We start from the raw sequence: 22024 nt of genomic DNA on the forward strand, positions 1-22024 counted from the left end.
GCCCTGTCCGCCACTGCGGTCCTCCCGCCACTCCGGTCCTCGGCGTCCCGATCGGCCGGGTCCGGGCGGTCCTGAGAACTACGGGCTGTCCACCGTGACCGTGTTGTCGGCCGGCCGCAGGTCCTGGTAGCTCTCGCCCGTGGCGCTGCCGTGGTTCGCGGTCACGGTCGTGGTCTTGCCGCGGGGGCTGGTGGAGGCGGTGACGTCCCAGCGGAACTCGCGCGAAGCCCCGGGGCCGAGGCTGGCGAACCGGCACGTGTACACGGTCGACCGGGTGGTCGCCGTGGCGCCGCACGCGTCCGCGTCCGGGCCGCCGAGGGCCACCTCGACGCCGAATGTCAGCGTCACCTCCAGCCGGGTGGCCTGGTTCGGCCCCTTGTTGGTCAAGGTCACGACCAGGCTGCCGGTCCAGGTGCCACCGGTGGCGGCCATCGCCATCGGGGACGGCGCGTCGAGAGCGAGATCGGTCGTGTTCGGGGTCCCCGAGAACGAGGTCGGGCCTCCGCTCTGGACGAACCGTTGCCCGTCCCACGCGTACGTGCGCCACTGGTGCTGGGCTTCGGGGCCGGCGACGTCGCCGACGTCGACGCGGATGGTCAGCGGGCCGACCGGCTCGACCCGCCAGATCTGCTGCACGTCGGAGCCCTCGACGTGGGTGGCCAGGATCCGTCCGACCGTGGTCACCGCGCCGTCGGGTGTGCGGGAGAAGACGACGACCTGCGTGTAGATGCCGCAGTCGATGCGGGCGACGGCCTCGTTGCGCCCGTCACGGTCGACGTCGACGGGCACCGGGTCACCGCCGAGCTTCATCGAGATGAACATCCCGTCCCTCATCGCCCTCCCACCGCTGAACCTCACCTGGCCCGACGGGCAGGAACTGTCGATACCGGCGGGCCACGCCGGCACCTGCAGAACCGAGTCGCCCAGGTCCGGAGCGGTGCCGGGGTCCGCGCTGGCCGCCGTCGCCGTCGCCGACGGCGGGGTACCGACGTCGGGTACGGCGTCGGACCGATCGCGGGCCCAGGCCAGTCCGACGGCCGGTCCGACGAGCAGCGCCACTGCGAGCGCGGCCCCGGCGACGGCGCGGGTCCGCCGGCGGCGGCGGACGGTCACCGCCGCGGCGGCCGCGCCGGCGGGACGCACGTGCGGGGCGACCTCGCGGCGCAGGTCGGCGAACAGGGCGGTCATCAGCTGGTCCTCGCGGTCAGTCACCGGTCGCCTCCCGTCCCTCGACGCCGATATGGGCGGCCAGCGCGGCCCGGCCGCGGTGCAGCCACGACTTGACGGTGCCGACGGCCACGCCTTCCTGCGCGGCGATGTCGGCGATGCTGAGGTCGGCGAGGTAGTGCAGCACGACCGCGCGGCGCTGCGTCTCGGGCAGCAACGCGATCGCGGCGACCGCCGTGACCCGGTCGGGGCTCGGGCCGCCGACGTGCTCGACCCGCTGCCGGCGCAGGTACGCCGCGGCGGTCTTCAGCCGCCGCCAGCGGCTGTTGGCGAGGTTGAACGCGACCCGGCGCACCCACGCGGCCGGGTCGTTGTAGCCGGAGACCCGCGACCAGCGGGCCAGGGCCCGGCAGAACGCCTCCTGCGCCAGGTCGTGGGCGAGGTCCAGGTCACCGGTGTAGGCGTACAGCTGCGTGGTGACGTTCTGGAACGACGCCGCGTAGAACTCGGCGAACGCGGCATCGACGTGGGGTGGCGCCGCGACCTCACGCACGGCCGCGCCGACGTCGTCATTCCTGAGCACAACCACCCACCTCGACCGCCCTCCGCACCGTGCTTCGTTGACGAGCACTACACCCGATGGGTCCCCCGAAGGTTTCAGCCGATTTCCGACAGGATGGGTCAGCGCGTGGCCGCCGGACGTGATCTCCTGGGCGTCCACTGACGAATGGAGATCCACTGATGACCGACCCCACCGTTTCACGTCGAGGTGTGCTGCGCGGGGGCGCCGCCGCGGCCGTCGCCGCACCGTTGATCGGTACGGTGACCGGAATGGTGGGTGGCACACCCGCGCACGCGGCTCCCGCGTCCGCGCCGCGCCGGCCGGCCGCGCTGCGCGCCGGTGACCGGGTGCGCGTGGTGGCGCCCGGCAGCACGCCCGACCCGACCCTGATGGACCGCGGCATCCAGATCCTGCGCGGCTGGGGCCTGGAGGTCGAGGTGGCGCCGCACGTCTACGACCGGTGGGGCTACCTTGCCGGGCGCGACGCCGACCGCCTCGACGACCTCAACGACGCCCTGCGCGACCGCGGGGTGCGCGGCATCTTCGCCGCCCGGGGCGGCTACGGCACCCAGCGCATCATCGACAAGGTCGACACCGGCGCCGCCCGCCGCGACCCGAAGGTCGTCGTCGGCTTCTCCGACATCACCGCCCTGCACGGCAAGCTGTGGCGCGACGCGCAGCTCGCCACGTTCTACGGCCCGATGGTCAACTGGAGCGACACCCGCACCGGCCCGGACTCCGAGGCGTCGCTGCGCTCCGCCGTCATGACCACCGACCCGATCGTGCTGCGCCGCGACCCGGCCGAGTCCAGCGCCGCCGTCGAGGTGCCCGGCAAGGCCACCGGGCGGCTGCTCGGCGGCACCCTGACGATGCTCGACACCAGCGTCGGCGCGGGCGATTTCCCGGACCTGTCCGGCGCCATCCTGTTCTTCGAGGACGTCGACGAGGCCCCGTACAGCTACGACCGCATGCTGACCCACCTGCGCCGCGTCGGCGCGCTCCGCAAGATCGCCGGTGTGGCGATCGGACAGCTGGTCAACGCCGGCCAGCCCGGCGAGCTCGACGCGCCGGCGGTGCTGCGGGACCGGCTCGGCGACCTCGGGGTGCCGGTGCTCGGCGGGTTGCGGGCGGGTCACGGTCCCGGCCAGCTGACCCTGCCGCTGGGCGTGCCGGCGACGATCGACACCGCCGCCGGCACGCTGACCGCCGAGCCGGGCGTGCGCTAGCTTTCCCCGGGTGACGTTCCTGCGGTGGGTGGAGCTCGACCCCGACACGCCCACCGCGGGCTACCCGTTCGCGCTGCCCGTCGTCGCGGCGCTGCGCGAGGCCGGGCGGCTGCCACTGGCTGCGGGCGTCACGTTCCTCACCGGTGACAACGGCACCGGCAAGTCGACGCTGGTCGAGGCGCTCGCGGTGGCGGCCGGGTTCAACCCGGAGGGCGGCTCGGTCAACGTCCGGTTCAGCACCCGGTCGACCGAGTCGTCCCTCGGCGGCTACCTCCGCCTGGTCCGGTCGCCCGGCAAGCCGTCGACCGGGTACTTCCTGCGGGCCGAGTCGTTCTACAACGTCGCCACCGAGCTCGAGCGGCTCGGCGGCGGCCCGAACCTGCACGAACGCTCCCACGGCGAGTCGTTCCTGGACCTGGTGACGCACCGCTTCGGCCCCGACGGGCTGTACGTCCTCGACGAGCCCGAGGCGGCCCTGTCGGTGCCGGGGTGCCTGGCGCTGGTGGCCGTCATCCACGACCTGGTCCGGGCCGGGTCGCAGTTCGTGGTGGCGACCCACTCGCCGGTGCTGCTCGCCGTACCGGGCGCCACGATCCTGCGCATCGGCGCGGACGGCACGATCACGCCGGTCACGTTCGACGAGGCCGATCCGGTGGCCCTGACCCGCTCGTTCCTCGCCGACCCGCAGCGCTTCCTCCGCCACCTCCTGTAGCACGCGCCGGCGGCGCGGCCCGGCTGAGTACCGCTGAGGTTCACGCCGAATTTCCAACTGACGCAGTACGCCACTTCCAACTGACGCAGTACGCCTCCATCCGCGAGAATCGATAGATTACGCGCATGACGACGAATAACCTGATCAGGCGGCTGACGGGCATGGCCGTCGCTGCGACACTCGGCCTGACCGGCGCGGCGTTGCCGGTAGCGGCCGAACCGGCATCGGCGGTGCCGATAACGTCGCCGGTGCTGCAGTGCGAGGGGCCCTGGGCGAACTGGACCATGACGGTGGACTACGAGGTTCGTGGCAACCGGATCTCGGTCAACCGCGTCGACGTGTACCGGGGCGCCTCCAACGAGTTCCTCGTCAATGCCAACATCCACCGGGAGGCGACCAGCGACGGATGGGATGACTGGTACACCACGCCGCATGACTATCGTCTGACCCACATGGTCTTTGAATGGCCGGACAGTTACCACGTCGCCACCAGGGCCAAGCCGTACGTCGTGACGGTGATGGTCGAGATGTACAACCGCAACAACGGCCAGTACCGGCTATCCCCCGATTGCCGCAAGTCGTTCTGGGTCTGAGCGACCGTTCCTGGCCGACGGATCCGGCCTGCTGCGGCTACGCGGGTGGCGCGTTGCGGCGGACCGGGCGGCGGGTCACCGTCGCCGTCCGGTGGACCAGGCGGTCGAGGCGCGCCTCGGCCCTCGTGGCGCGGGTCAGCGCGTCGTCCTCCCTGGCCGTGGCCCGGTCGAGGGCGGCGGACGCCGCGTCGCGGGCCGCCTCGGCGGCGGCCAGCCCCGTCGCCGCGGCGTCGCGCTGGGCGCGCAGGGTGTCCAGGTCGCGGCGTACCCGCGCCACCTCGGCGGTCAGCGCCTCCGCCCGGTCCCGCTCGGCCGCCAGGGCCGCCTCGGCGGCCGACGCGCGGGCCTGCGCGGTGGTCAGGGCGGTGCCCAGCGCGTCCCGCTGGCGGGTGAGCTCCGCCAGGTCGGCCCGCAGGCCGCCGACCTGGACCTCGTGGCGGGCGGCCTGCGCGGCGACGGTCTGTTCGGCCTGCTCCTGGCGGCGGGCGGCCTGCGCGGCGAGGGCCTCGGCGGCGCCGCGGGCGTTCTCGGCGGCGGTGACGCGCTGCCAGGAGTCGGCGACAGCCTCGTCGCGGTCGCGTTTGGCCGCCGTGGCGGCGCGTTCGGCGGCGGTGGCCGCCTTCCACGCGTCGTCGCGGTCGGCCTCGGCCTGCGCCCGGCGGGTCCGTGCCTCGTCGGCCTCCGCCTGCGCGGCGCGGGCCCGGTCGTCGGCGGTGCGGGCGGCGGTCTCGGCCTCGCCGATCCGCGCGACGGCGCTGTCGCGCACCGCACCGACCGCGGTGACGACCTCGGTCAGCTGACGGGCCAGCGCCTGCGCCGCGGGCACGAACCGGTCGCCGGCCTGCCGGAACGCGTCGAGCGGCACGTCGAGGGCGACGGCCCGTTCACCGGCCCGTTCGGCGGCGGCGAGCTGCTTGCAGGTGCGGTTGCCGTCCCACCGCCGGTCGGGGCAGTACTCCGGCGGACGCCCCTGCCCGGAGTACTCGAGCGGCGCGGCGCAGCGCATGTACGCACACCGCCGGGTCTCCGGGCTGTCGATCTGCATGGTCAGCACCCGCCCACGATATCGTTTTACGAAATCCAAAAGTGGTTACGACATACGCAAATTCCAAAATGGGACCGCGTGAGCGCGTGCATGATAATCCCGGTTATCGTGCATGACGGCCCGTGGTGAGCGATAACGGCGTCTCGGACGTCGTCCAGAGGTCGGGCACGGGACGGTGCTGCCCGGAGAAGCCGATCTGTAGGACGAGGTGGTCCACTACGGCAAGAACCGTCCTCACCGGCCACCGGACCCGGCGGCTTGCCGGGCCGGCCGGTCAGCCGCGGGTGTTCCAGACCACGGGCGCTTTGCGGGTCCACGCGTCGTCCTCGATCGTCTGGACGAGGAACTGGGCGAGGTCGGCGCGGTTGATCCGTGCGCCGGGCTTCTCCGTGCCGGCCTCGGCGGCCCGCACGGGGCCATCGGCTTGCTTGTCGGTCAGGGCTACGGCGCGGGCGAGGGTCCAGTCGATGCCGGACGAGGCGCGGATGACCTGGTCGACGCCGGTGTGGTCCTCGAAGCCCGACTTGATGTTCGACAGCTTGATGAACGCTTTGACCAGCGGGTTGAGCCGGGCCCAGTCGTCGCCCGCGCCCTGCGTGGATGTCAGCACGATGCGGCGGATGCCCTGCTCGCCCATGACGGTGAGAGTGTGGCGGGCGGCGGTGGTCATGAACATCGGCGGGCTGACCGGCCTGGCCCAGGGGTTGTCGGAGGCGCGGGAGTTGTTCAGCACGCTGATCACCCCCTCGGTGCCTTCGGCAGCCCGGCGGATGTCGTCGATGTTCGCAGGGGTGCCCTGGACCAGCTCGACGCCGGCCGGTGCCCGCACCGTGTCGGGGTTGCGGACGAGGGCGCGGACGCGGTGGCCGCGCCGCTCCGCGTACGCCAGCACGTGAGCGCCGGTGCGGCCGCTGCCGCCGAGGACCAGGAGGTTACTCATGGTGATCAGATGCCTTTCGCGCTGTTCAGGGGCGGATCAGGCGCGCTCGGGGACGGCGCAGCTGTCCGGTCCGCGGACCGGGGCACCGCCGGCGAGGGCGCGGGGGTGGCTGTCGTCCCAGACCTTGCGCAGCAGCTCAAGGAGGCTGTCGCTGTCCTGGGCGCCGGGCACGGCGTAGCGGTCGTCGAGAACGACGAACGGTGCGCCGGTCGCCCCCAGGCGCTGGGCGCGGGCCGCGTCGTCGCGGACCCGCTGGCGGTAGCGGCGGTCGGTGAGGGCCCGGCGGGTCTGCTCGCGGTCCAGGCCGAGTTCATCGGAGAGTCCCAGCAGGTCGTCCAGGGAGAAGACCGGCTCGGCCCGGCCGAAGTAGGTGGCGAAGATCGCGTCCCAGGCCTCGCGGTTCCCGCCCTGGGCGCTGGCGTGGGCGAGAAATTCGTGCGCGAGATCGGTGTTGCCGACCGTGTTGTCCAGCACCCGGTACGGCGTCAGCCCCTCGCTCCCGGCGAGCTTCTCGATCCGCCGGGTCGCTGTCTCGGCCTGACCGCCGCCGATACCACCTCGTCCGCGTGCTCGAAGCGCTCGATGGCCCTGGCCACCCGGTGGTTCCCCAGGCCGCACCAGGGGTAGGTCACCTCGGCCCATATATCCACTTTCACAGCACGCCTCCCTTTCCTACGTCTTGTGCGTAACGCAAAGATAGGCCAGCATGGGAGGCGGTACAAAAGGCACATCGGTGTGCGTGCCGGAGAGGAATGTGCGTCATGGAGACGGTCGAGCGAGCGGCGGCGACGGCAGGAGCGGCGGCGATCGGGCCGTGCGCGGCCATCCCTGCCGAGCACATGGACTTCATCCGCCAGACCCTCGACCGCGTCGGCGACAAATGGAGCCTGCTGATCATCGCGGTCCTGGAGCCCGGACCGCTGCGCTACACCGACCTGCAACGGCAGGTCCCCGGCATCTCCCAGCGCATGCTCAGCCTCACCCTCCGCCAGCTCGGGCAGGACGGCCTGATCACCCGCACCGCCTACGCCGAGGTCCCTCCGCGCGTCGAGTACACCCTCGCCCCGCTGGGCCGCGGCCTGCACGAGATCGTCACCTCACTGATCGGCTGGGCCGCCGACCACCACGACGAGATCCGTGCCAACCGCGAGCGCGCCGCAACGACCGGATCCTGACCGCCACGCAAGCGGCCGCCGGTGAACGCCCGTGGCGGTTATCCCGATGCGACGGACCGGAGCAGCCGGTTGGATGGGGGCCATGACCGTCCGGGGACGACCCTGATGCCGCCCGCCGCCGGAGAGCGGGGAGAGCTCCTCCGCCCCCGCAAGGCCCGACCCGGTGACCGCATCGCGGTCCTCTCCCCGTCGTTCGCCGCGCCCGGGCCGTTCCCGCAGGTGCACGAGCAGGCGATGCGCCGCCTCGCCGACCTCACCGGCCTGGTGCCGGTCGAGTACCCGACGACCCGCACCGTCGGCGCCTCCGCCCGGGCCCGCGCCGACGACGTCAACGCCGCCTTCGCCGACCCGCACGTCCGGGCGATCCTCGCCACCATCGGCGGCGACGACCAGATCACCGTCGTCCCGCACCTCGACGCCGACCTCGCCCGCGCCGACCCGAAACCGTTCCTCGGCACCAGCGACAACACCAACCTGCACCACTGGCTGTGGAACCTCGGAATCGCCAGCTTCTACGGCGGCTCCTCCCAGGTGCACCTCGGACCCGGACCCGCCGTCGACGACGTCCACGCCCGGTCGCTACGGGCGGCGCTGCTCACCGGCGGGACGCTGGAGGTCACCGACCCCGGCGAGTCCGAGGACACCGGCGTCGACTGGGCCGACCCGCGGGCCCTACAGTCCTTCGGCGACCGCGAACCGACCGAGCCGTGGACCTGGCACGGGCCCGCCCACTCCGTCACCGGCCCCACCTGGGGCGGGTGCCTGGAGGTCATCGAGTGGATCCTCACCGCCGGCCGGTTCCCGCCCGACCCGGCCGTCCTCGACGGCGGTGTCCTGCTCATCGAGACGTCCGAGGAACTGCTGCCCGCCGTGAACGTCGGCCGGATCGTCCGCTCCCTCGGCGAACGGGGCATCCTCGCCGCCGTCGACGCCGTGCTCGTCGGCCGTCCACCGGTCTCCGACCTCACCCGGAAACCCGCCGCCGACGAACGGACCCGGCTGCGCGCCGAACAACGCGACACCGTCGTCGACGTGATCGCCCGGTACAACCCGCGGGCGGTGGTCTGCGTCGGCGTCCCGTTCGGCCACACCCGACCGCAGTGGATCCTGCCGCACGGCGGCCCGGTCACCGTCGACGGCGCGGCCCGCCGCGTCCTCGCCGACTACCAATGATGATCTTCGAGGGCGGCATCACCTACCGGACCGCCGACGACCACGACCTCCGGCTCGACCTCCTCCGACCCACCGAACCGGCCGGCCCGCGCCCCGTCGTGGTGTACGTGCACGGCGGCGGCTGGCACGAGGGCGACCGCGGCGCCGGCATGCACCCCTGGCTCAACCCGCTGCTGGCCGCGCACGGATTCGTCACCGCCAGCGTCACCTACCGGCTCAGCGGTGACGCGCACTGGCCCGCCCCGCTCGACGACGTCATGGCCGCCGTGTGCTGGCTGCGCGCCCACGTCGACACCCACGGCGGCGACCCCGACCGGATCGGCCTCTGGGGACACTCCGCCGGCGCGCACCTGGCCGCCCTGACCGCCCTGCGCCTGCCCGGACACGTGCGGGCCGTGGCCCTCAGCGCCTGCCCGTCCGACCTCCGCGACGAACGGCCCGGCACCGGCAACGAGGTCGACCGGCTCATCGGTCCCGCCGCCGACCGTCCCGGCGCGCTGGTCGACGCGAGCCCGGTCTGCCACGCCCACCCGGCCGCACCGCCGTTCCTGATCGCCCACGGCACCGCCGACACGGTCGTGCCGATCGCCCACGGACAGGCCCTCCGCGACGCGCTCGTCCGCGCCGGCGTCGAGGTCGCGTGGACGCCCGTCGACGGTGCCCCGCACGAGTGGGCCGACCGGCCCGGACCCGGCCCGGAGGACGCCGGCACGTTCGGCGCCGTCGCGCTGCCGTTCCTGCGCCGGCACCTGCAGCCGGCACCGGTCGCTACACCGCCAGGAGCGTGAACAGCAGCGCCACCGCCGCCGGGACCGTCTGGACGAACAGGATCCGCCGGCTCACCGTCGCCGCGCCGTAGAGGCCGGCCACGGCCACGCACAGCAGGAAGAACACCGCGAACGCGACGTCGTCGGCGACGATGCTCCACACCAGGCCCGCCGCCAGGAATCCGTTGTACAGGCCCTGGTTCGCCGCCAGCGTGGCCGTCGAGTCCGCGAACTCCGGCGTCGTGCCGAACGCGGCCCGTCCCCGCGGCCCCCGCCACAGGAACATCTCCAGCACCAGAATGTAGACGTGGATGGCGGCGACGACGCCGACCAGAATCTGCGCGACCAGGTGCACGCGGTCACCTCCGGGTTTCCGCAGCGCAGCGTACAACCGCGACCAGCAGCACCAGCGCCACGACCTGCACGACGGCCACCCCCAGAACCAGGGACGTCCGCGACCGCTCGTACAGCACCCCCGCCGCGACACCACCGACCAGCGCACCCGCGCCCTGCACCGCCGCGAACACCCCGTACGCCGTCGCCCGCCGCTCGCGCGGCACGAGGTCGGCGACGAACGCCTTCACCGTCGAGTCCTGCACGCCGATCGCCGCACCCCACGCCAGCACCCCGACGACCGCCACCCGCAGACCCGACGTGAACACCAGCACCGGCACCACCGCCACCAGCACCGGCAGCCCCAGCAGCGCCCACGGACCGACCCGGTCGTACAGAATCCCGGACCCGAACGCCGCGACCGCACCGGCGACCATCGCCGCCGCGTACAGCAGCGGCACACCCGCCGTCGGCACCACCCCCGCGTCGACCAGATGGAAACCGACCAGCCCGAACGTCACCAGACCCGCCGTACACAACCCCGACGCCACGGCGAACCGGCGGAACAGGACCGGCACCGGCGCGTCCACCCGCACCGGACCGGCCGCCGCGGCCAGTCCCGACCGCCGCCACAACACGACGAGCAGCACCATCGCGACGGCACCGGGCACGGCGAGCGCCGCCAACGCCGGCCACAGCACCCCACCGGCCAGCGCCACCAGCGCCGCGACCAGCAACGGACCCGCGAACCCGCCGACCTGGTCGAGCGCCTTGTGCACCCCCATCCCGCGACCCATGCCGACCCGGCCCGCCGCGTCGGCCAGCAGCGCCGACTTCGCCGGGCTGCGCACCGCCTTGCCCAACCGCTCGACGAGGATCAACGCCGACGCGAACACCACCCCGAGCACCGGCGTCAGCGCCAGCAGCGGCACACACACCGCCGTCAACGCGTACCCGCCGATCGTCAGCGCCCAGTAGCGACCCGACCGGTCCGCCAGCGGACCCGACACCAGCCGCAGCAGCAGCGCCATCGCCTCACCGGCACCGGTCACCAGCCCGACGACCACCGCCGACGCGCCCGCGGACGCCAGCAGCGGCCCGTACACCGACCCCGCGCCCTCGTACACCATGTCGGCGGCGAGGCTGACCACCCCGAACCCGACGACGACCCGCCACGGTCTCACCCGAAGTCGGCCGCGACCACCCGCGACGGCCGGATCCGGAACAGCTCCCGCACCTCACCCGGCCGGTACCACGGATACGCCCGGCCCAGGTACCGCTGCGACAACCCCTCCAGCTGCTCCTCGGCACCCACCGTCGACACCGACTCCACCACACCCCGCACCGACACGTACCGGTACGGCCGCTGCGGGTCCTGCACCGACACCGCCACCTGCGGCCGCCGGGCCATGTTGCGGTTCTTCAACCGGCCCCGCTTGCTGTTGACCACCACGAACTGCTCGCCGTCGCGGTCCTCCACCGCCACCCACACCGGGGTCACCTGCGGCGACCCGTCGGCCATCACCGTCGCCAGATGCCCGAAAGCGGTGCCGGTGAACAGATCCAGAAACTCATCCGGAATGCGCATCGAAAGACCCTTCCCGCCCACCACAACCGCCGCCGGCATCACCGTGGCCGCCCGGCCGAACGGCCCGGGTAGCCGCCGGTCATCCATGATCGTTCCCCCCGTGGCCATCGAGCATCGTAACGACGCCGGCCAGCATCGCCGCGACCCGTAAAACGGTCTCCTCCGCGCCGTGCCGGCCCACGACCTGCAGACCCACCGGCACCCCGTCCGGACCCAGGCCCGCCGGAACGCTCGCCGCCGGATGTCCGCTCAGGTTGAACGCCCAGGTCAGGCTCACGCTCATCGCGTCGCCCGGTCCGTCGTGACCGTGTGCGGACACCGGCGCCGTCGGCGTCAGCACGACGTCGGCGACCTCGAACGCCGCCGCGAGCCGCTCGTCGTTCACCGCCCGGTCGGCCCGATCACCACGACGCAACGCCAACCAGGTGGCGGCCGGGTCCTCGAGCGCCAGGTCGTGGTCCACCCGCGTCACCCCCGCGGCGAACAGCCGGCCCGCCGCCGACCGGGCCACCGCGACCACCCCCTCGTCGACGTCGGCGAAACCCAGATCGGCCGACCAGACCGCCCGCACGGCCGCCGCGTCCGCGTCCGCCGTACCCGCGTCCGCCGCGACGGCGATCCCCAGGTACGCGGCCGCGTCGGCGACCGACCCGGCCAGCGGACCCGGCGCGGTCAGCCGCCCCGGGTCCGGGTTCGTCACCTTCACCCCGACGACCCCGCACCACGCCGCCGGGATCCGCACCGACCCGGCCCCGTCGACACCCGTCGCCAACGGCACCAGACCCGCCGCCACCGCCGCGGCCGACCCCGCCGACGACCCACCCGGCGTCCGGTCGGCCCGCCACGGGTTCACCGTCGGACCCCGATCGGTGTGCCCCCACGTCTGCCACGCCGTGGTTCCCTTCTCCGGGACCGCCGTCGCGCCCACCGGCACGCACCCGGCCGCCACGAGCCGGGCCACCTGCGCCGAGCCGGGCCGCTCCGACGCCTTCACCCCCAACGGGACCCCGGCCAGCGGCAACGGCCGACCCGCCGCGTCGACGAGCCGCGCCGCACGGCGGGCCCGCTCCGGCCACACCTCCCGGAACGCCCGCAGGTCACCGTCGCGCGCCGCGATGCGGGCCAACGCGTCCTCGACCACGTCGACGGCCCGGAACTCGCCGGCGTTCACCCCTGCCGCGATCGTCACCGCATCCACGGGGTAGGACAGTAGGCATGTCGATCGCGACCAGGTACGCCGAGTTCGCCCAGCGGGAGGCGCACGGAGTCTCGCCGACGTACGAGCGGCTGGCGCACACCGTCTCCGCGGACCCGGCCATCCTCGACCTGCTCGGCACCGTGCCACCCGCGAAGCAGCAGCCGAACCTGCTTTTCGGGGTGGTCCGCCGGCTCGCCGGTCCCGTCGACGACCCCGCCGCCTTCCACGACTTCACCGTGACGCACTGGCCAGCCATCGAGGCCGAACTGCGCGCCCGCTCCACCCAGACCAACGAGGCCGGCCGGTGCGCCCTGCTGCTCCCGGTGCTCGCCATGCTCCCGCAGCCGCTGGCCCTGCTGGAGGTCGGCACCGCCGCCGGCCTGTGCCTGTACCCCGACCGCTACGCCTACCGGTACGGCCACCACATGGTCGGCGAGCGCGGACCCGTCCTCCAATGCGCCGTCACCGGACGCACCCCGCCCCGGCACCTGCCCGTCGTCGTCTGGCGCGCCGGCCTCGACCTCAACCCGCTCGACGTCACCGACCCCGCCGACGTCGCCTGGCTCGACGCGCTCATCTGGCCCGAACACAGCCACCGCCGGGCCCGCCTGCGCGCCGCCGCGGCCATCGTCGCCGCCGAGACTGGTCCGCGGCGACCTGGTCGACGACCTCCTGGCGCTGGCCGCCGAGGCACCGGCCGGTGCGACGCTTGTGGTCTTCCACTCGTCGGTGCTGTACCAGGTGCCGCGGGAGCGCCGGAACCGGTTCACCGACCTGGTCCGGGAGGTGCCCGGGCACTGGATCGCGATCGAGAGTCCGGAGGCGCTGCGGCACGAGGGCCTGCCGCCGCCTCCGGACGCCCGGCACCACAACGTGCTCGCCCTCGACGGCGTACCCCTGGCCTGGACCCGCGGCCACGGCCAGTCCATGACCTGGTTAACCTGACCCTCAAGATCAAGTCAAAAGACCCCGCGTTGCGGCTGGTCTGTGCGTGTCGACGGTGATCACATCGCGTAAGGCGTCCTAGGATGCTAGGACGCAGTCGACCGATCAGAAACCCTCCGGCGCACCGTCAGTTCTCCCGGCCCCGCGAACCGGCGGGACCCCTCGTACCGGTGGAAGGATCGTCGACCATGACAGACACCAGCGGGCCCGGCACCGACGATGCCGAGCGGTTCGCGCTCCTCACCGAGCGCCACCGGCGTGAGCTGCAGGTGCACTGCTACCGGATGCTCGCCAACTACGAGGACGCCCGCGACCTGACCCAGGAGACGTTCCTGCGGGCGTGGAACAAGCGCGGGTCGTTCCGGGGCCACGCGTCGCTGCGGACCTGGCTGTACCGGATCGCGACGAACGCCTGCCTCGACTTCCTGGACAGGCGCACCGACCTGCCGGTCGACCTGCCGCACCTGCAGCCGTACCCCGACCACCTGCTCCCCGAGGACCCGCAGGACTCGGTCGTGGCGCGCGAGACGATCGAGCTGGCGTTCATCGTCGCCGTCCAGCACCTGCCGCCCCGGCAGCGGGCGGTGTTCATCCTGCGCGACGTCCTCGGCTGGCCGGCGTCGAAGGCCGCCGACTCCCTCGACCTGACCGTCGCCTCGGTCACCAGCGCGCTGCAGCGGGCCCGGGTCACGATGCGCGGGCGGCTGCCCGCCCGCCGCCTCGACTGGCGCACCCCCGCCACCCACGAGCTGTCCGACGACGAGCGCGGCGTGCTGAAGTCCTACATCGGTGCCCACGAACGCAACGACCTCGACGGGCTGGCGGCGCTGTTGCGCGCCGACCTACGCTTCGCGATGCTGCCCGACCCGGGCACCACGGTGACGACGGCCCGGGACGCGGTGGACGGCTGGCTGGCCGGTGGGCTCTTCCAGCCCGGCCACGACGACTGGCGCGGCATCCCCACGACGGCCAACCGCATGCCCGCCGCCGCCCTGTACCTGCGCACCCCCGCGGACCCGGAGTACCGCCTGTTCGCCGTCGCGGCCCTGCATGTCGTCGACGGCAGGATCGCCGAGCTCACCGGGTTCGACGCCACCGACAAGCCCTGGCTGGGCCTGCCGTCGACCCTGTAGGCGCCTACCGCCTCGTCTCGTACCGGGTCAGCAGCACGCCGCCGGGAAACGTGCGCGTCTCCACCAGGTTCAGGTTCACCCAGCTGTCCAGGGCGGTGAAGAACGGCGCGCCGCCGCCCAGCAGGACCGGCGCGGTGAGCAGCACGTACTCGTCGATCAGCCCGGCGCGCATGGCCGTCGCGGCGAGGGTGGCGCCGGCGATGTCCATGGGGCTGCCGTCCCCGGCCTTGAGCCGGGTGATCTCGGCGACCGCGTCGCCGGTGAACAGGCGGGTGTTCCAGTCGACCGAGCCGACCGTCGAGGAGAACAGCACCTTCGGCATGTCCCGCCACCGACGGGCGAACTCGATGTGTGCCGGTGTGGCGTCGGGCCGCTGGTCGGCGGTCGGCCAGTGGGAGCTCATCTCCTCCCACAGCCGGCGGCCGTACAGGGAGAGGCCGGTCGACCCGACCCGGTCGGACCAGAACTGGAACAGCTCGTCGCTCGGCGTGCTCCAGCCGAGGTCGTCGCCGGGCGCGGCGACGTAGCCGTCCAGGCTCACGTTCATGGCGAAGGTCAGTGTCCGCATCGTGCCAGCCTCCTGTGCGTCGGTTTCCCGCATACAGACGGGAACGGCGCGCGAACCTGATCGGTGCGGTCAGTGGTACGGGTTGCCGGCCGTCAGGCGGATCGTGAAGCCGTCGGCCCGGCGGTCCATCGTCACGTGGCTGCACATCTGGTGGATGATCCACAGCCCCAGGCCGCCGTCGGTGCCGTCGCCGGCCGGCAGCAGGCCCGCGAACGGGTCCTTGGGACCGGCGCCGGCGTCGGTCACCGACACGACCATCCGGTCGGTGCCGGTCCACAGCCGCATGCGGCGCGGAGCGCGGCCGTGCCGGTGCGCGTTGGCGACCGCCTCGCTCACGGCCAGCACGAGATCCTCGAGGTCCTGGTCCGGAAGGACGCCCCGGTGGCCGTCGCGCACCGCCTGCCGGGCCCGGGACGCCGTCGGGTCGGCCAGGTCGACCAGCGGCTCGCCGTGCTCCAGCGGATCCGGGACCGGCCGGCGCTGGTCGCTGAGGTAGGTCACCGGGTCGACGTAGGTGGCGTTGGGGACGTGCCGCCCGTCGGGCATGGCGGTGCGGGGATGGGTCCGCAGCACGTCGGCGAGGACGGGCTCCGGGGTGGTCCGGGTGTCATAGGCGCACATGCTCCACAGCGGGAACTCGTCGTACGCGTGGTTGATCGCCGACTCGTACCGGGCCCACGAGTCCCACGTGGCGCCGAACATCTCCGGCGACAGCTCACCGATGATCCGGATCTGGGTGGCCCCGTCGGCCACGTACCCGGCCAGCAGGTTGCGGTAGCTGCGGATCGCCGCGGCCGGACGCGCGTAGAGCGAGTCGCCCGACAGGAACGTCACCTCGGCACCGGCGGGCAGGGCCGACCGGATCAGGTCGGCGTTGCGGCCGCCCATCGACACGACGGTCGGCTCGCCGGCCTCGGATCCGCCGGCGAGGAACGGCACGGCGACGGCGAGCAGATCCTCGTCGGAGGCGTAGCAGACCGACTCGTGGTAGTAGCCGAGGTACCCGGCGGCGGCTCCGGTCCTCATGGTCCGAGCTCCACCCGCACGTGCGACAGGTCGAGCAGACCGGCGAGGCGGGCCGCGGTCCCCAGCCGGGTGCGTACCACGGCGGTGAGGTGCCGCGACTGCGCGTACCGCTCCAGGACCAGCATCGACCGGTGGTCGATGAACCGCAGCCCGTCGGCGTCGACGGTGACCTCGCCGCCGACCGGTTCCAGGTCGGTGTGGCCCAGCGCCGCGGCGAACAGCTCCTCGGCGGTCTGGTCGACCTCGCCGTCGAGGACCGCCACGGCCGGCGTCGGCCCCGAGTGCAGCCGGAACGTCACGCCGCCCCCGTGGACGACCTCGTGCAGGCAGGCGAGCCCGGCGACGACCCGGTCTCCCAGCTCGCGGCGGTCATAGGCACACACCCCTCGCACCGGCGCGGTCCGCAGGAACCGGCCGATGGCCCACTCGTAGCGGGCGAACGCCTCCCGCTGCTCGTCAGTTCGTACCAGATCGGTGACGTCGGCCACCACCCGCAGCCCGGTGAAGCCGGCCGCCAGCGCGTCGTCCGCGGCGGCCGCCCAGGCGTCGACCTGCAGCGCCGGGTCGACCGCGGCGTAGGCGTTCTCCGGCGCCACGACCCGCACGGTGTCGGGGCGCGCGGACGCGGCGGCCTGCGCGTGCAGCCAGTCGGTGACCGCGTCACCGACGCGACCCGGTATGTACCAGACCCGGGCGCCGGCGGACAGACCCGCACCGAGAAACCCGCGCGTGAACTCGTCGAAGGGCCGGGGATCGTCATACGACCAGCACGAATGCCGAGCGTCGATCACCGCGGTCACGTGCGTAACAGTATCGAACCCGCCCCGGCGGCGACGAGGTACCGCCCTAGACGCCGTGGCCGTCCGGCACCGCCTCGCCCTGGGGCGGCGGACCGGGCGGGGTGCCGTCGCCGTACGGGCGGCCGCCGAGGTCCTCCCGGCCGTGCGGGGTCAGCCAGCCGCTGAGGTCGGGGCCGACCGGCACGATCCCGGTCGGGTTGATCGTGCGGTGGACCTCGTAGTAGTGCGACTTGATGTGGACGAAGTCGGTGGTGTCGCCGAACCCGGGCGTCTGGAACAGGTCCCGGGCGTACGCCCACAGCACCGGCTGCTCGGCGAGCTTCTGCCGGTTGCACTTGAAGTGGCCGTGGTACACCGCGTCGAAGCGGGCCAGGGTGGTGAACAGCCGCACGTCGGCCTCGGTGATCGTGTCGCCGACCAGGTACCGCTGCCCGGAAAGCCGTTCCGACAGCCAGTCGAGCCGGGCGAACAGCGTCGCGTACGCGTCCTCGTACGCCCGCTGGGACGAGGCGAACCCGCACCGGTAGACGCCGTTGTTGACGTCGCGGTACACCAGCTCGGCGACCTCGTCGATCTCGCCCCGCAGCTTCTCCGGGTACAGGTCGGGGGCGCCGTCGCGGTGGTACGCGGTCCACTCGGTCGACAGGTCCAGCGTGATCTGCTTGTAGTCGTTGGTCACCACGGCACCGGTCGGGATGTCGACGATCGCCGGCACGGTGATCCCGCGCGGGTAGTGGGGGTCGCGCTTGAAGTAGGCCTCCTGGATCCGCTCGATGCCGAGCACCGGGTCGCGCCCGCCGGGGTCGAGGTCGAAGGTCCAGCTCCGCTCGTCGTGCGTCGGTCCGCAGATCCCCATCGACAGGACGCTCTCCAGGCCGAGGAGCCGCCGCACGATGATGGCCCGGTTCGCCCACGGGCACGCCCGCGCCACCACGAGCCGGTAGCGGCCCGGTTCGACCGGGTAGCCGTCGCTGCCGTCGGCGGTGATCCGGGTGTCGATGTAGTTGACGTCGCGCTTGAACTCGCCCGTAGCTGCCATGGGGACCTCTCTACCCCAGCATCGCCCCGCGTAGTGCCGCTTCGACGCGGTCGAAGTCGTGGGCGACCGCGTCGAGGCCCCGCAGCCCGGCCCGGCCGAGGATGCGCTTCTCGTTGACGACCCACTCGCCGCGGGCGGCGAGGATGCCGTGTGCGGCCTCGGCCGCGGCGCGGGCGGCGGCGCCCGTCGCGGCGAGGGCCTGTCCGTGGACCGCGTACGCGGTGCGCCCGTAGTCGAGGCTGAACCGGGCCCGGCCGAACCACTGGGCCGGCGCCGCCTCCCGCAACGCGTCCGGGTACTCCGGGCGGGGCAGGTCGCCATGCAGGACGCGGTGACCGGCGAGCTCGGCCACCAGCAGGTACGTGGGCACCCCGGCGAGGTAGCCGAGGAGGTTCTCGATCCGGAACCGGCCGGCGCGGGCCTCGGCCAGGTGGTGCTCGACCTCGTCGAGGTCGCGGTAGATGACGTCGACGCGCTCGCCGTCGACCTCCATCCACCCGCCGCCGTTCATGATGCCGCCGCCCCAGCCGCCCAGCTCCGACACCTCGCCGGGCCAGCCGACGGCGCGCAGGTCGGCCGGGTCGAACCGGCCGCGGTAGTAGATCGCGAAGTCCCAGTCGCTGTCGGGCCGGTGGGTGCCGTTCGCCCGGGACCCGCCGAGGGCGACGGCGGTGACGCCCGGCAGGTCGGCGAGCCGGTCGGCGACCTGCCCGGCGAACTCAGCCAAGGACTTCGTCGGCCGCGGTGAGCCCGGCGGCGGCCAGCGCCGGTTCCAGCCCGTCGTCGTGGCGGACGTAGCGGGTCACGCGACCGCCGTCGACCTGGAACCGCGACGCGAGCCGGGCGCTGCCGCCGGCGGCCCACCGGGCGTCCTGCTCGACGACGACGGCGCCGTCGGCACCGCAGAACCAGCGCAGCGACGTCGCCGAGAACCCCGAGCGGGCCAGCCAGTCGGCGAGCACCTGCCGGTCGGCGGGGCCGGCGCCACGCGGTCCCACGATCTCCACGCGCTCCGCGGTCAGCCCGACCACCGTCGCCGCGTCACCGGCGTTGACCGCCTCGAGCCAGCTGTTCACCACACCGAGTTTCATGTCGGGCCTCATGACCGCGACCCTACCGGCGCGTCGGCCACCTGCCGCAGCGCCTCCAACTGCTCCAGGTAGTGGGCGAGCGAGGTGTGCCGCGGCGCCACGACGACCACGTCGGCGCCCGCCGCGGCCCGGGCGGCCAGGGCCTCGGCGGTGCCGGCCGGGTCGGCGACCGGGTCGACCGGCGGCACCGGCAGCACCACGCGGAACCCGGGCGGCCGGTCGAACGCCGCGAGCAGGCGGGCGATCCGCGCCGCCGGCAGCGACCCCGACGGCATCCAGCCGTCGCCGAGGGCGATCGCCCGGTCGAGGCTCTGCAGGCTGCCGCCGGCGATCCACAGCGGTGGCCGGCGCGTACCCGACGGCTCGACCACGACATCGCCGAACGTGAAGTGGTCGCTGACGTGCGAGATCGGACCGGTCGACCCGAGTGCGGCGCGCAGCACCCGCAGGGCGTCGTCGCCGCGCCGGCCGCGGCCCTCGAACGGCACGCCGAGCAGGTCGAACTCGACCCGGTCGGCGCCCAGGCCGAGGCCGAGCACGAGACGGCCGCCGCAGAGCACGTCGAGGGTGCCGTACCGCTTGGCGATCTCCAGCGGATGGTGGTAGCCGAGCCCGACGGCGTAGGTGAGGAACCGGATGCGGGTCGTGTGCGCGGCGAGGAACCCGAACGTGGCCAGCGGGTCGTAGAAGCGGCTGCCGAGGCCCGGCTGCTCGTCGGGCGTGATCGCGACGTGCTCGGAACAGGTCAGGTAGTCGAACCCGAGCCGGTCGGCGGCCCGCGCCACCTCGACCAGCTCCGCCGGACCGGCGCTGACCTCCCACGGCGCGTGCGCGCCCGGGGTCAGCGAGACGACCGGCGTGGCGAGCGCGATCTCCATCGGGCCCCTCCCCCTAGAATCGCTAGGCGTGGCTCCGAGCCGTCCCGAAGGATACGGAGTGATCGTTCCCGAGACCACGGTCGCGGTTGCGGGCGCCGACCCGCTGGTCGCGGCCGTCGCCGCGCTGCCCCTGCCAGTCGACGACGCCACCCGGCGGTGGAACCTGCGCACCGCGACGGCGAGCTGGCTCGCGTCCCGCCGCTCGGTCCACACGCGCCGCGCCTACTTCCGCGACCTTGCCGACTACCTGGCCTGGTGCGACCGCACCGGCCTCGACCCGCGCGCCGCGACGCGGGCCGACGTCGACGCCTACGCCGCCGCCCACCTCGCGACGCTCGCCAGCGCGAGCGCCGCGCGGCGCCTGTCGACGGTGTCCAGCTGGTACCGGTACCTGGTGAGCACCGGCGTCACCGACGCCAACCCCGTCGACGCCGTCGACCGGCCCGGCGTCGACCGCGACTCCTCCCCGACCGTCGGGCTCACCGGGGCGCAGGCGGCCACGTTCATGCGGGCGGCCCGCGCGGCCACCGGTCCGACCGCCCGGCGCGACGCGGCGCTGCTGGCGTTGCTGGCCGAACTGGGGCTGCGGGTCGGTGAGGCGCTGCGCCTGGACGTCGCCGACCTGCGGCAGAACCGCGGGCACCGGACGGTGCGGGTCACCGGCAAGGGCGGGCGGCACCGGGAGCTGCCGGTCCCCCCGCCCCTCAGCCGCGACCTCGACGCCCACCTGGAGACCCACACCGCGGCGGCGCTGTTCACGACGGCCACCGGGAAGCGGGTCGACCCGTCGACGGTCTTCCGGCTGGTGCGGCGCGTCGCGAAGGCCGCCGGGCTGCCCGAGGCCGACCGGCTGTCGCCGCACTCGCTGCGGCACACCGTCGCGACCGCCGCCCTCGACGCCGGTGCGCCGCTGCGCGACGTGCAGGACCTCCTCGGCCACGCCGACCCGCGGACCACCCGCCGCTACGACCGGTCCCGTGGATCTCTGGACCGCTCCCCCGCGTACCTGATAGCGGGCCTGTTCGCACACGACATGTAACGCCTTCCGGGGGCGTCGCGTCTCTTTACTAGGCTCGGCACACGAACCTGGGGAGGATTCGCTCACTGTGCGTATACGACAGAAGATCAGCCTGCCACTGGCCATCGTGGTCGCGCTGATCACCGTCGCATGCACGAAGGCGGGGGACGCGGCGCAGCGCGCGGCTCAGGCCCCCGACTACACCGGCACGGTGCTGCAGCCGCCGCCCGCCACCCCGCCCGCCCCGCCGCCGCTGCCCACCGGCGGCAACGGCAGCTTCGCGGTCGCGCCCGGCGGCGGTCAGGTCGTCGGCGGCGGGAAGACCCGCATCCGCTACCGCGTCGAGATGGAGAACGGCATCGGCTGGGGCGAGAACGTCACCTGGACCGCGCCGGAGTTCGCCGAGCGCGTCGACCGGATCATCGCCGAACCGCTCGGCTGGACCCTGTCGGCCACGCACCCGGTGAGCAACCGCGACGTCGGCCTCAGCAACGCGTCGTGGTCGTTCCAGCGGGTCGCCGGCGGCGACTTCGACGTGCAGGTGCGCCTGGCGACCGCCGGCACGGTGCAGCGGCTGTGCGCGGCGGTCGGCATCGACGTCGACTCGGTCTACTCGTGCCGGTTCGGCAAGGTCCTCATGATCAACCTGACGCGGTGGCTCAACGGCGCCGACGGCTACCCGGTCAGCCTCGACGACTACCGGTCGGCCGTGATCAACCACGAGATGGGCCACTTCCTCGGCTTCGACCACATGCGCTGCACCGGCCCCGGCAAACCCGGCCCGATCATGATGACCCAGACCATCGACCTGCAGGGCTGTGTGCCGAACGTCCACCCCTTCCTTCCCGACGGCACATTCCCCACGGGCGCCTTCGTCCAGTCCTAGTAGCGCCGCCGCCTCGGCCGCCGGCCGCCGGCCGAGGCCGGGCGCGGCATGGCCGCCGGCCGAGCCGGCGCGCCGATCTTGCAGTCCTGGCCGCACCTAAAACACGACATGTCGCCACATAGGTGCGGCCACCACTGCAAGATCGGCGGCGCGAAGGGGCT

Annotated in this window: 25 protein-coding genes and 1 pseudogene; 10 read left to right on the forward strand and 16 right to left on the reverse strand. The window is 73.6% G+C overall.

What is annotated here, in order from left to right:
• Nucleotides 1-78 precede the first annotated feature (78 nt).
• Entirely contained in the window at nucleotides 79-1212 is a 1134-nt protein-coding gene (locus tag Voc01_RS41410) for a hypothetical protein (RefSeq protein WP_203933185.1), read from the reverse strand.
• Complete coding sequence (locus tag Voc01_RS41415; RefSeq protein ID WP_203933214.1) at nucleotides 1205-1720, reverse strand: SigE family RNA polymerase sigma factor; 516 nt, start codon at nucleotides 1718-1720, stop codon at nucleotides 1205-1207. The genes Voc01_RS41410 and Voc01_RS41415 overlap by 8 nt, the downstream gene beginning before the upstream one ends.
• A gap of 278 nt (nucleotides 1721-1998) precedes the next feature.
• Between Voc01_RS41415 and Voc01_RS41420 the strand changes: the two genes are divergently transcribed.
• From Voc01_RS41420 to Voc01_RS41430, 3 genes are all read left to right on the forward strand, one after another.
• Nucleotides 1999-2955, forward strand: a complete 957-nt coding sequence (locus Voc01_RS41420) for a S66 peptidase family protein (protein WP_203933215.1) — start codon at nucleotides 1999-2001, stop codon at nucleotides 2953-2955.
• Between the two features lie 10 nt (nucleotides 2956-2965).
• Nucleotides 2966-3667, forward strand: coding sequence for an AAA family ATPase (locus Voc01_RS41425; RefSeq protein ID WP_203933186.1), 702 nt, complete (start codon nucleotides 2966-2968; stop codon nucleotides 3665-3667).
• Nucleotides 3668-3792: 125 nt separating this feature from the next.
• A complete protein-coding gene (locus Voc01_RS41430; RefSeq protein WP_203933187.1) occupies nucleotides 3793-4260 on the forward strand; it encodes a hypothetical protein in 468 nt (155 codons plus the stop codon).
• A gap of 37 nt (nucleotides 4261-4297) precedes the next feature.
• Here the strand turns inward: Voc01_RS41430 and Voc01_RS41435 are convergent, their stop codons facing one another.
• From Voc01_RS41435 to Voc01_RS41445, 3 genes are all read right to left on the reverse strand, one after another.
• Nucleotides 4298-5314, reverse strand: a complete 1017-nt coding sequence (locus tag Voc01_RS41435; RefSeq protein ID WP_203933188.1) for a hypothetical protein — start codon at nucleotides 5312-5314, stop codon at nucleotides 4298-4300.
• Nucleotides 5315-5579: 265 nt separating this feature from the next.
• Nucleotides 5580-6245: an NAD(P)-dependent oxidoreductase gene (locus Voc01_RS41440; RefSeq protein WP_203933189.1), complete on the reverse strand. Its 666-nt coding sequence runs from the start codon at nucleotides 6243-6245 to the stop codon at nucleotides 5580-5582.
• A gap of 36 nt (nucleotides 6246-6281) precedes the next feature.
• Complete coding sequence (locus Voc01_RS41445) at nucleotides 6282-6719, reverse strand: DsbA family oxidoreductase (protein WP_239160869.1); 438 nt, start codon at nucleotides 6717-6719, stop codon at nucleotides 6282-6284.
• A 287-nt stretch (nucleotides 6720-7006) separates the two neighbouring features.
• On the opposite strand from Voc01_RS41445, the gene Voc01_RS41450 reads away from it, so the two are divergent.
• The 3 genes from Voc01_RS41450 (at nucleotide 7007) to Voc01_RS41460 (ending at nucleotide 9381) form a co-directional block, all read left to right on the forward strand.
• A complete protein-coding gene (locus Voc01_RS41450; RefSeq protein ID WP_203933190.1) occupies nucleotides 7007-7420 on the forward strand; it encodes a winged helix-turn-helix transcriptional regulator in 414 nt (137 codons plus the stop codon).
• A gap of 105 nt (nucleotides 7421-7525) precedes the next feature.
• Nucleotides 7526-8593: a S66 family peptidase gene (locus tag Voc01_RS41455; RefSeq protein WP_203933191.1), complete on the forward strand. Its 1068-nt coding sequence runs from the start codon at nucleotides 7526-7528 to the stop codon at nucleotides 8591-8593.
• Nucleotides 8590-9381, forward strand: coding sequence for an alpha/beta hydrolase (locus Voc01_RS41460; protein WP_203933192.1), 792 nt, complete (start codon nucleotides 8590-8592; stop codon nucleotides 9379-9381). Before Voc01_RS41455 ends, Voc01_RS41460 begins: the two co-directional genes overlap by 4 nt.
• Here the strand turns inward: Voc01_RS41460 and Voc01_RS41465 are convergent.
• From Voc01_RS41465 to Voc01_RS41480, 4 genes are all read right to left on the reverse strand, one after another.
• Nucleotides 9362-9715, reverse strand: coding sequence for a DUF1304 domain-containing protein (locus Voc01_RS41465; protein ID WP_203933193.1), 354 nt, complete (start codon nucleotides 9713-9715; stop codon nucleotides 9362-9364). The genes Voc01_RS41460 and Voc01_RS41465 overlap by 20 nt on opposite strands.
• A 4-nt stretch (nucleotides 9716-9719) precedes the next feature.
• Nucleotides 9720-10877, reverse strand: coding sequence for an MFS transporter (locus Voc01_RS41470; RefSeq protein WP_307781611.1), 1158 nt, complete (start codon nucleotides 10875-10877; stop codon nucleotides 9720-9722).
• A complete protein-coding gene (locus Voc01_RS41475) occupies nucleotides 10874-11281 on the reverse strand; it encodes a PPOX class F420-dependent oxidoreductase (RefSeq protein ID WP_203933194.1) in 408 nt (135 codons plus the stop codon). Before Voc01_RS41475 ends, Voc01_RS41470 begins: the two co-directional genes overlap by 4 nt.
• A 79-nt stretch (nucleotides 11282-11360) precedes the next feature.
• Nucleotides 11361-12479, reverse strand: a complete 1119-nt coding sequence (locus Voc01_RS41480; protein ID WP_239160870.1) for an amidase — start codon at nucleotides 12477-12479, stop codon at nucleotides 11361-11363.
• A 17-nt stretch (nucleotides 12480-12496) separates the two neighbouring features.
• On the opposite strand from Voc01_RS41480, the pseudogene Voc01_RS41485 reads away from it, so the two are divergent.
• Nucleotides 12497-13424 (forward strand): annotated as a pseudogene (locus tag Voc01_RS41485) (DUF2332 domain-containing protein).
• Nucleotides 13425-13612: 188 nt separating this feature from the next.
• The gene (locus Voc01_RS41490) at nucleotides 13613-14557 is read left to right on the forward strand and encodes an RNA polymerase subunit sigma-70 (protein WP_239160871.1); all 945 of its coding nucleotides are present in this window, start codon (nucleotides 13613-13615) and stop codon (nucleotides 14555-14557) included.
• 4 nt (nucleotides 14558-14561) lie between these two features.
• Here the strand turns inward: Voc01_RS41490 and Voc01_RS41495 are convergent, their stop codons facing one another.
• From Voc01_RS41495 to Voc01_RS41525, 7 genes are all read right to left on the reverse strand, one after another.
• Nucleotides 14562-15125, reverse strand: a complete 564-nt coding sequence (locus Voc01_RS41495) for a dihydrofolate reductase family protein (protein ID WP_203933195.1) — start codon at nucleotides 15123-15125, stop codon at nucleotides 14562-14564.
• A 69-nt stretch (nucleotides 15126-15194) separates the two neighbouring features.
• Nucleotides 15195-16151 carry an anti-sigma factor RsbA family regulatory protein gene (locus tag Voc01_RS41500; RefSeq protein ID WP_203933196.1) on the reverse strand — a complete coding sequence of 319 codons (957 nt, stop codon included), beginning with the start codon at nucleotides 16149-16151 and terminating at the stop codon, nucleotides 15195-15197.
• Nucleotides 16148-16951, reverse strand: a complete 804-nt coding sequence (locus Voc01_RS41505; RefSeq protein WP_203933197.1) for an MEDS domain-containing protein — start codon at nucleotides 16949-16951, stop codon at nucleotides 16148-16150. Before Voc01_RS41505 ends, Voc01_RS41500 begins: the two co-directional genes overlap by 4 nt.
• Before the next feature lie 46 nt (nucleotides 16952-16997).
• A complete protein-coding gene (locus tag Voc01_RS41510; protein WP_203933198.1) occupies nucleotides 16998-17990 on the reverse strand; it encodes a glutathione S-transferase family protein in 993 nt (330 codons plus the stop codon).
• 10 nt (nucleotides 17991-18000) lie between these two features.
• Nucleotides 18001-18717: a nucleotidyltransferase domain-containing protein gene (locus Voc01_RS41515; protein WP_203933199.1), complete on the reverse strand. Its 717-nt coding sequence runs from the start codon at nucleotides 18715-18717 to the stop codon at nucleotides 18001-18003.
• The gene (locus tag Voc01_RS41520) at nucleotides 18710-19093 is read right to left on the reverse strand and encodes a nuclear transport factor 2-like protein (protein WP_203933200.1); all 384 of its coding nucleotides are present in this window, start codon (nucleotides 19091-19093) and stop codon (nucleotides 18710-18712) included. Before Voc01_RS41520 ends, Voc01_RS41515 begins: the two co-directional genes overlap by 8 nt.
• Nucleotides 19090-19959: a TIGR03619 family F420-dependent LLM class oxidoreductase gene (locus tag Voc01_RS41525; protein WP_203933201.1), complete on the reverse strand. Its 870-nt coding sequence runs from the start codon at nucleotides 19957-19959 to the stop codon at nucleotides 19090-19092. Before Voc01_RS41525 ends, Voc01_RS41520 begins: the two co-directional genes overlap by 4 nt.
• Before the next feature lie 58 nt (nucleotides 19960-20017).
• Between Voc01_RS41525 and Voc01_RS41530 the strand changes: the two genes are divergently transcribed.
• Nucleotides 20018-20998 carry a tyrosine-type recombinase/integrase gene (locus Voc01_RS41530; protein WP_239160872.1) on the forward strand — a complete coding sequence of 327 codons (981 nt, stop codon included), beginning with the start codon at nucleotides 20018-20020 and terminating at the stop codon, nucleotides 20996-20998.
• A 67-nt stretch (nucleotides 20999-21065) separates the two neighbouring features.
• On the forward strand, nucleotides 21066-21863 hold the full coding sequence (locus Voc01_RS41535) for a DUF3152 domain-containing protein (protein ID WP_203933202.1): 798 nt from the start codon (nucleotides 21066-21068) through the stop codon (nucleotides 21861-21863).
• Nucleotides 21864-22024 lie beyond the last annotated feature (161 nt).

The sequence above is a fragment of the Virgisporangium ochraceum genome, from assembly GCF_016863655.1.
Lineage (GTDB): Bacteria > Actinomycetota > Actinomycetes > Mycobacteriales > Micromonosporaceae > Virgisporangium > Virgisporangium ochraceum.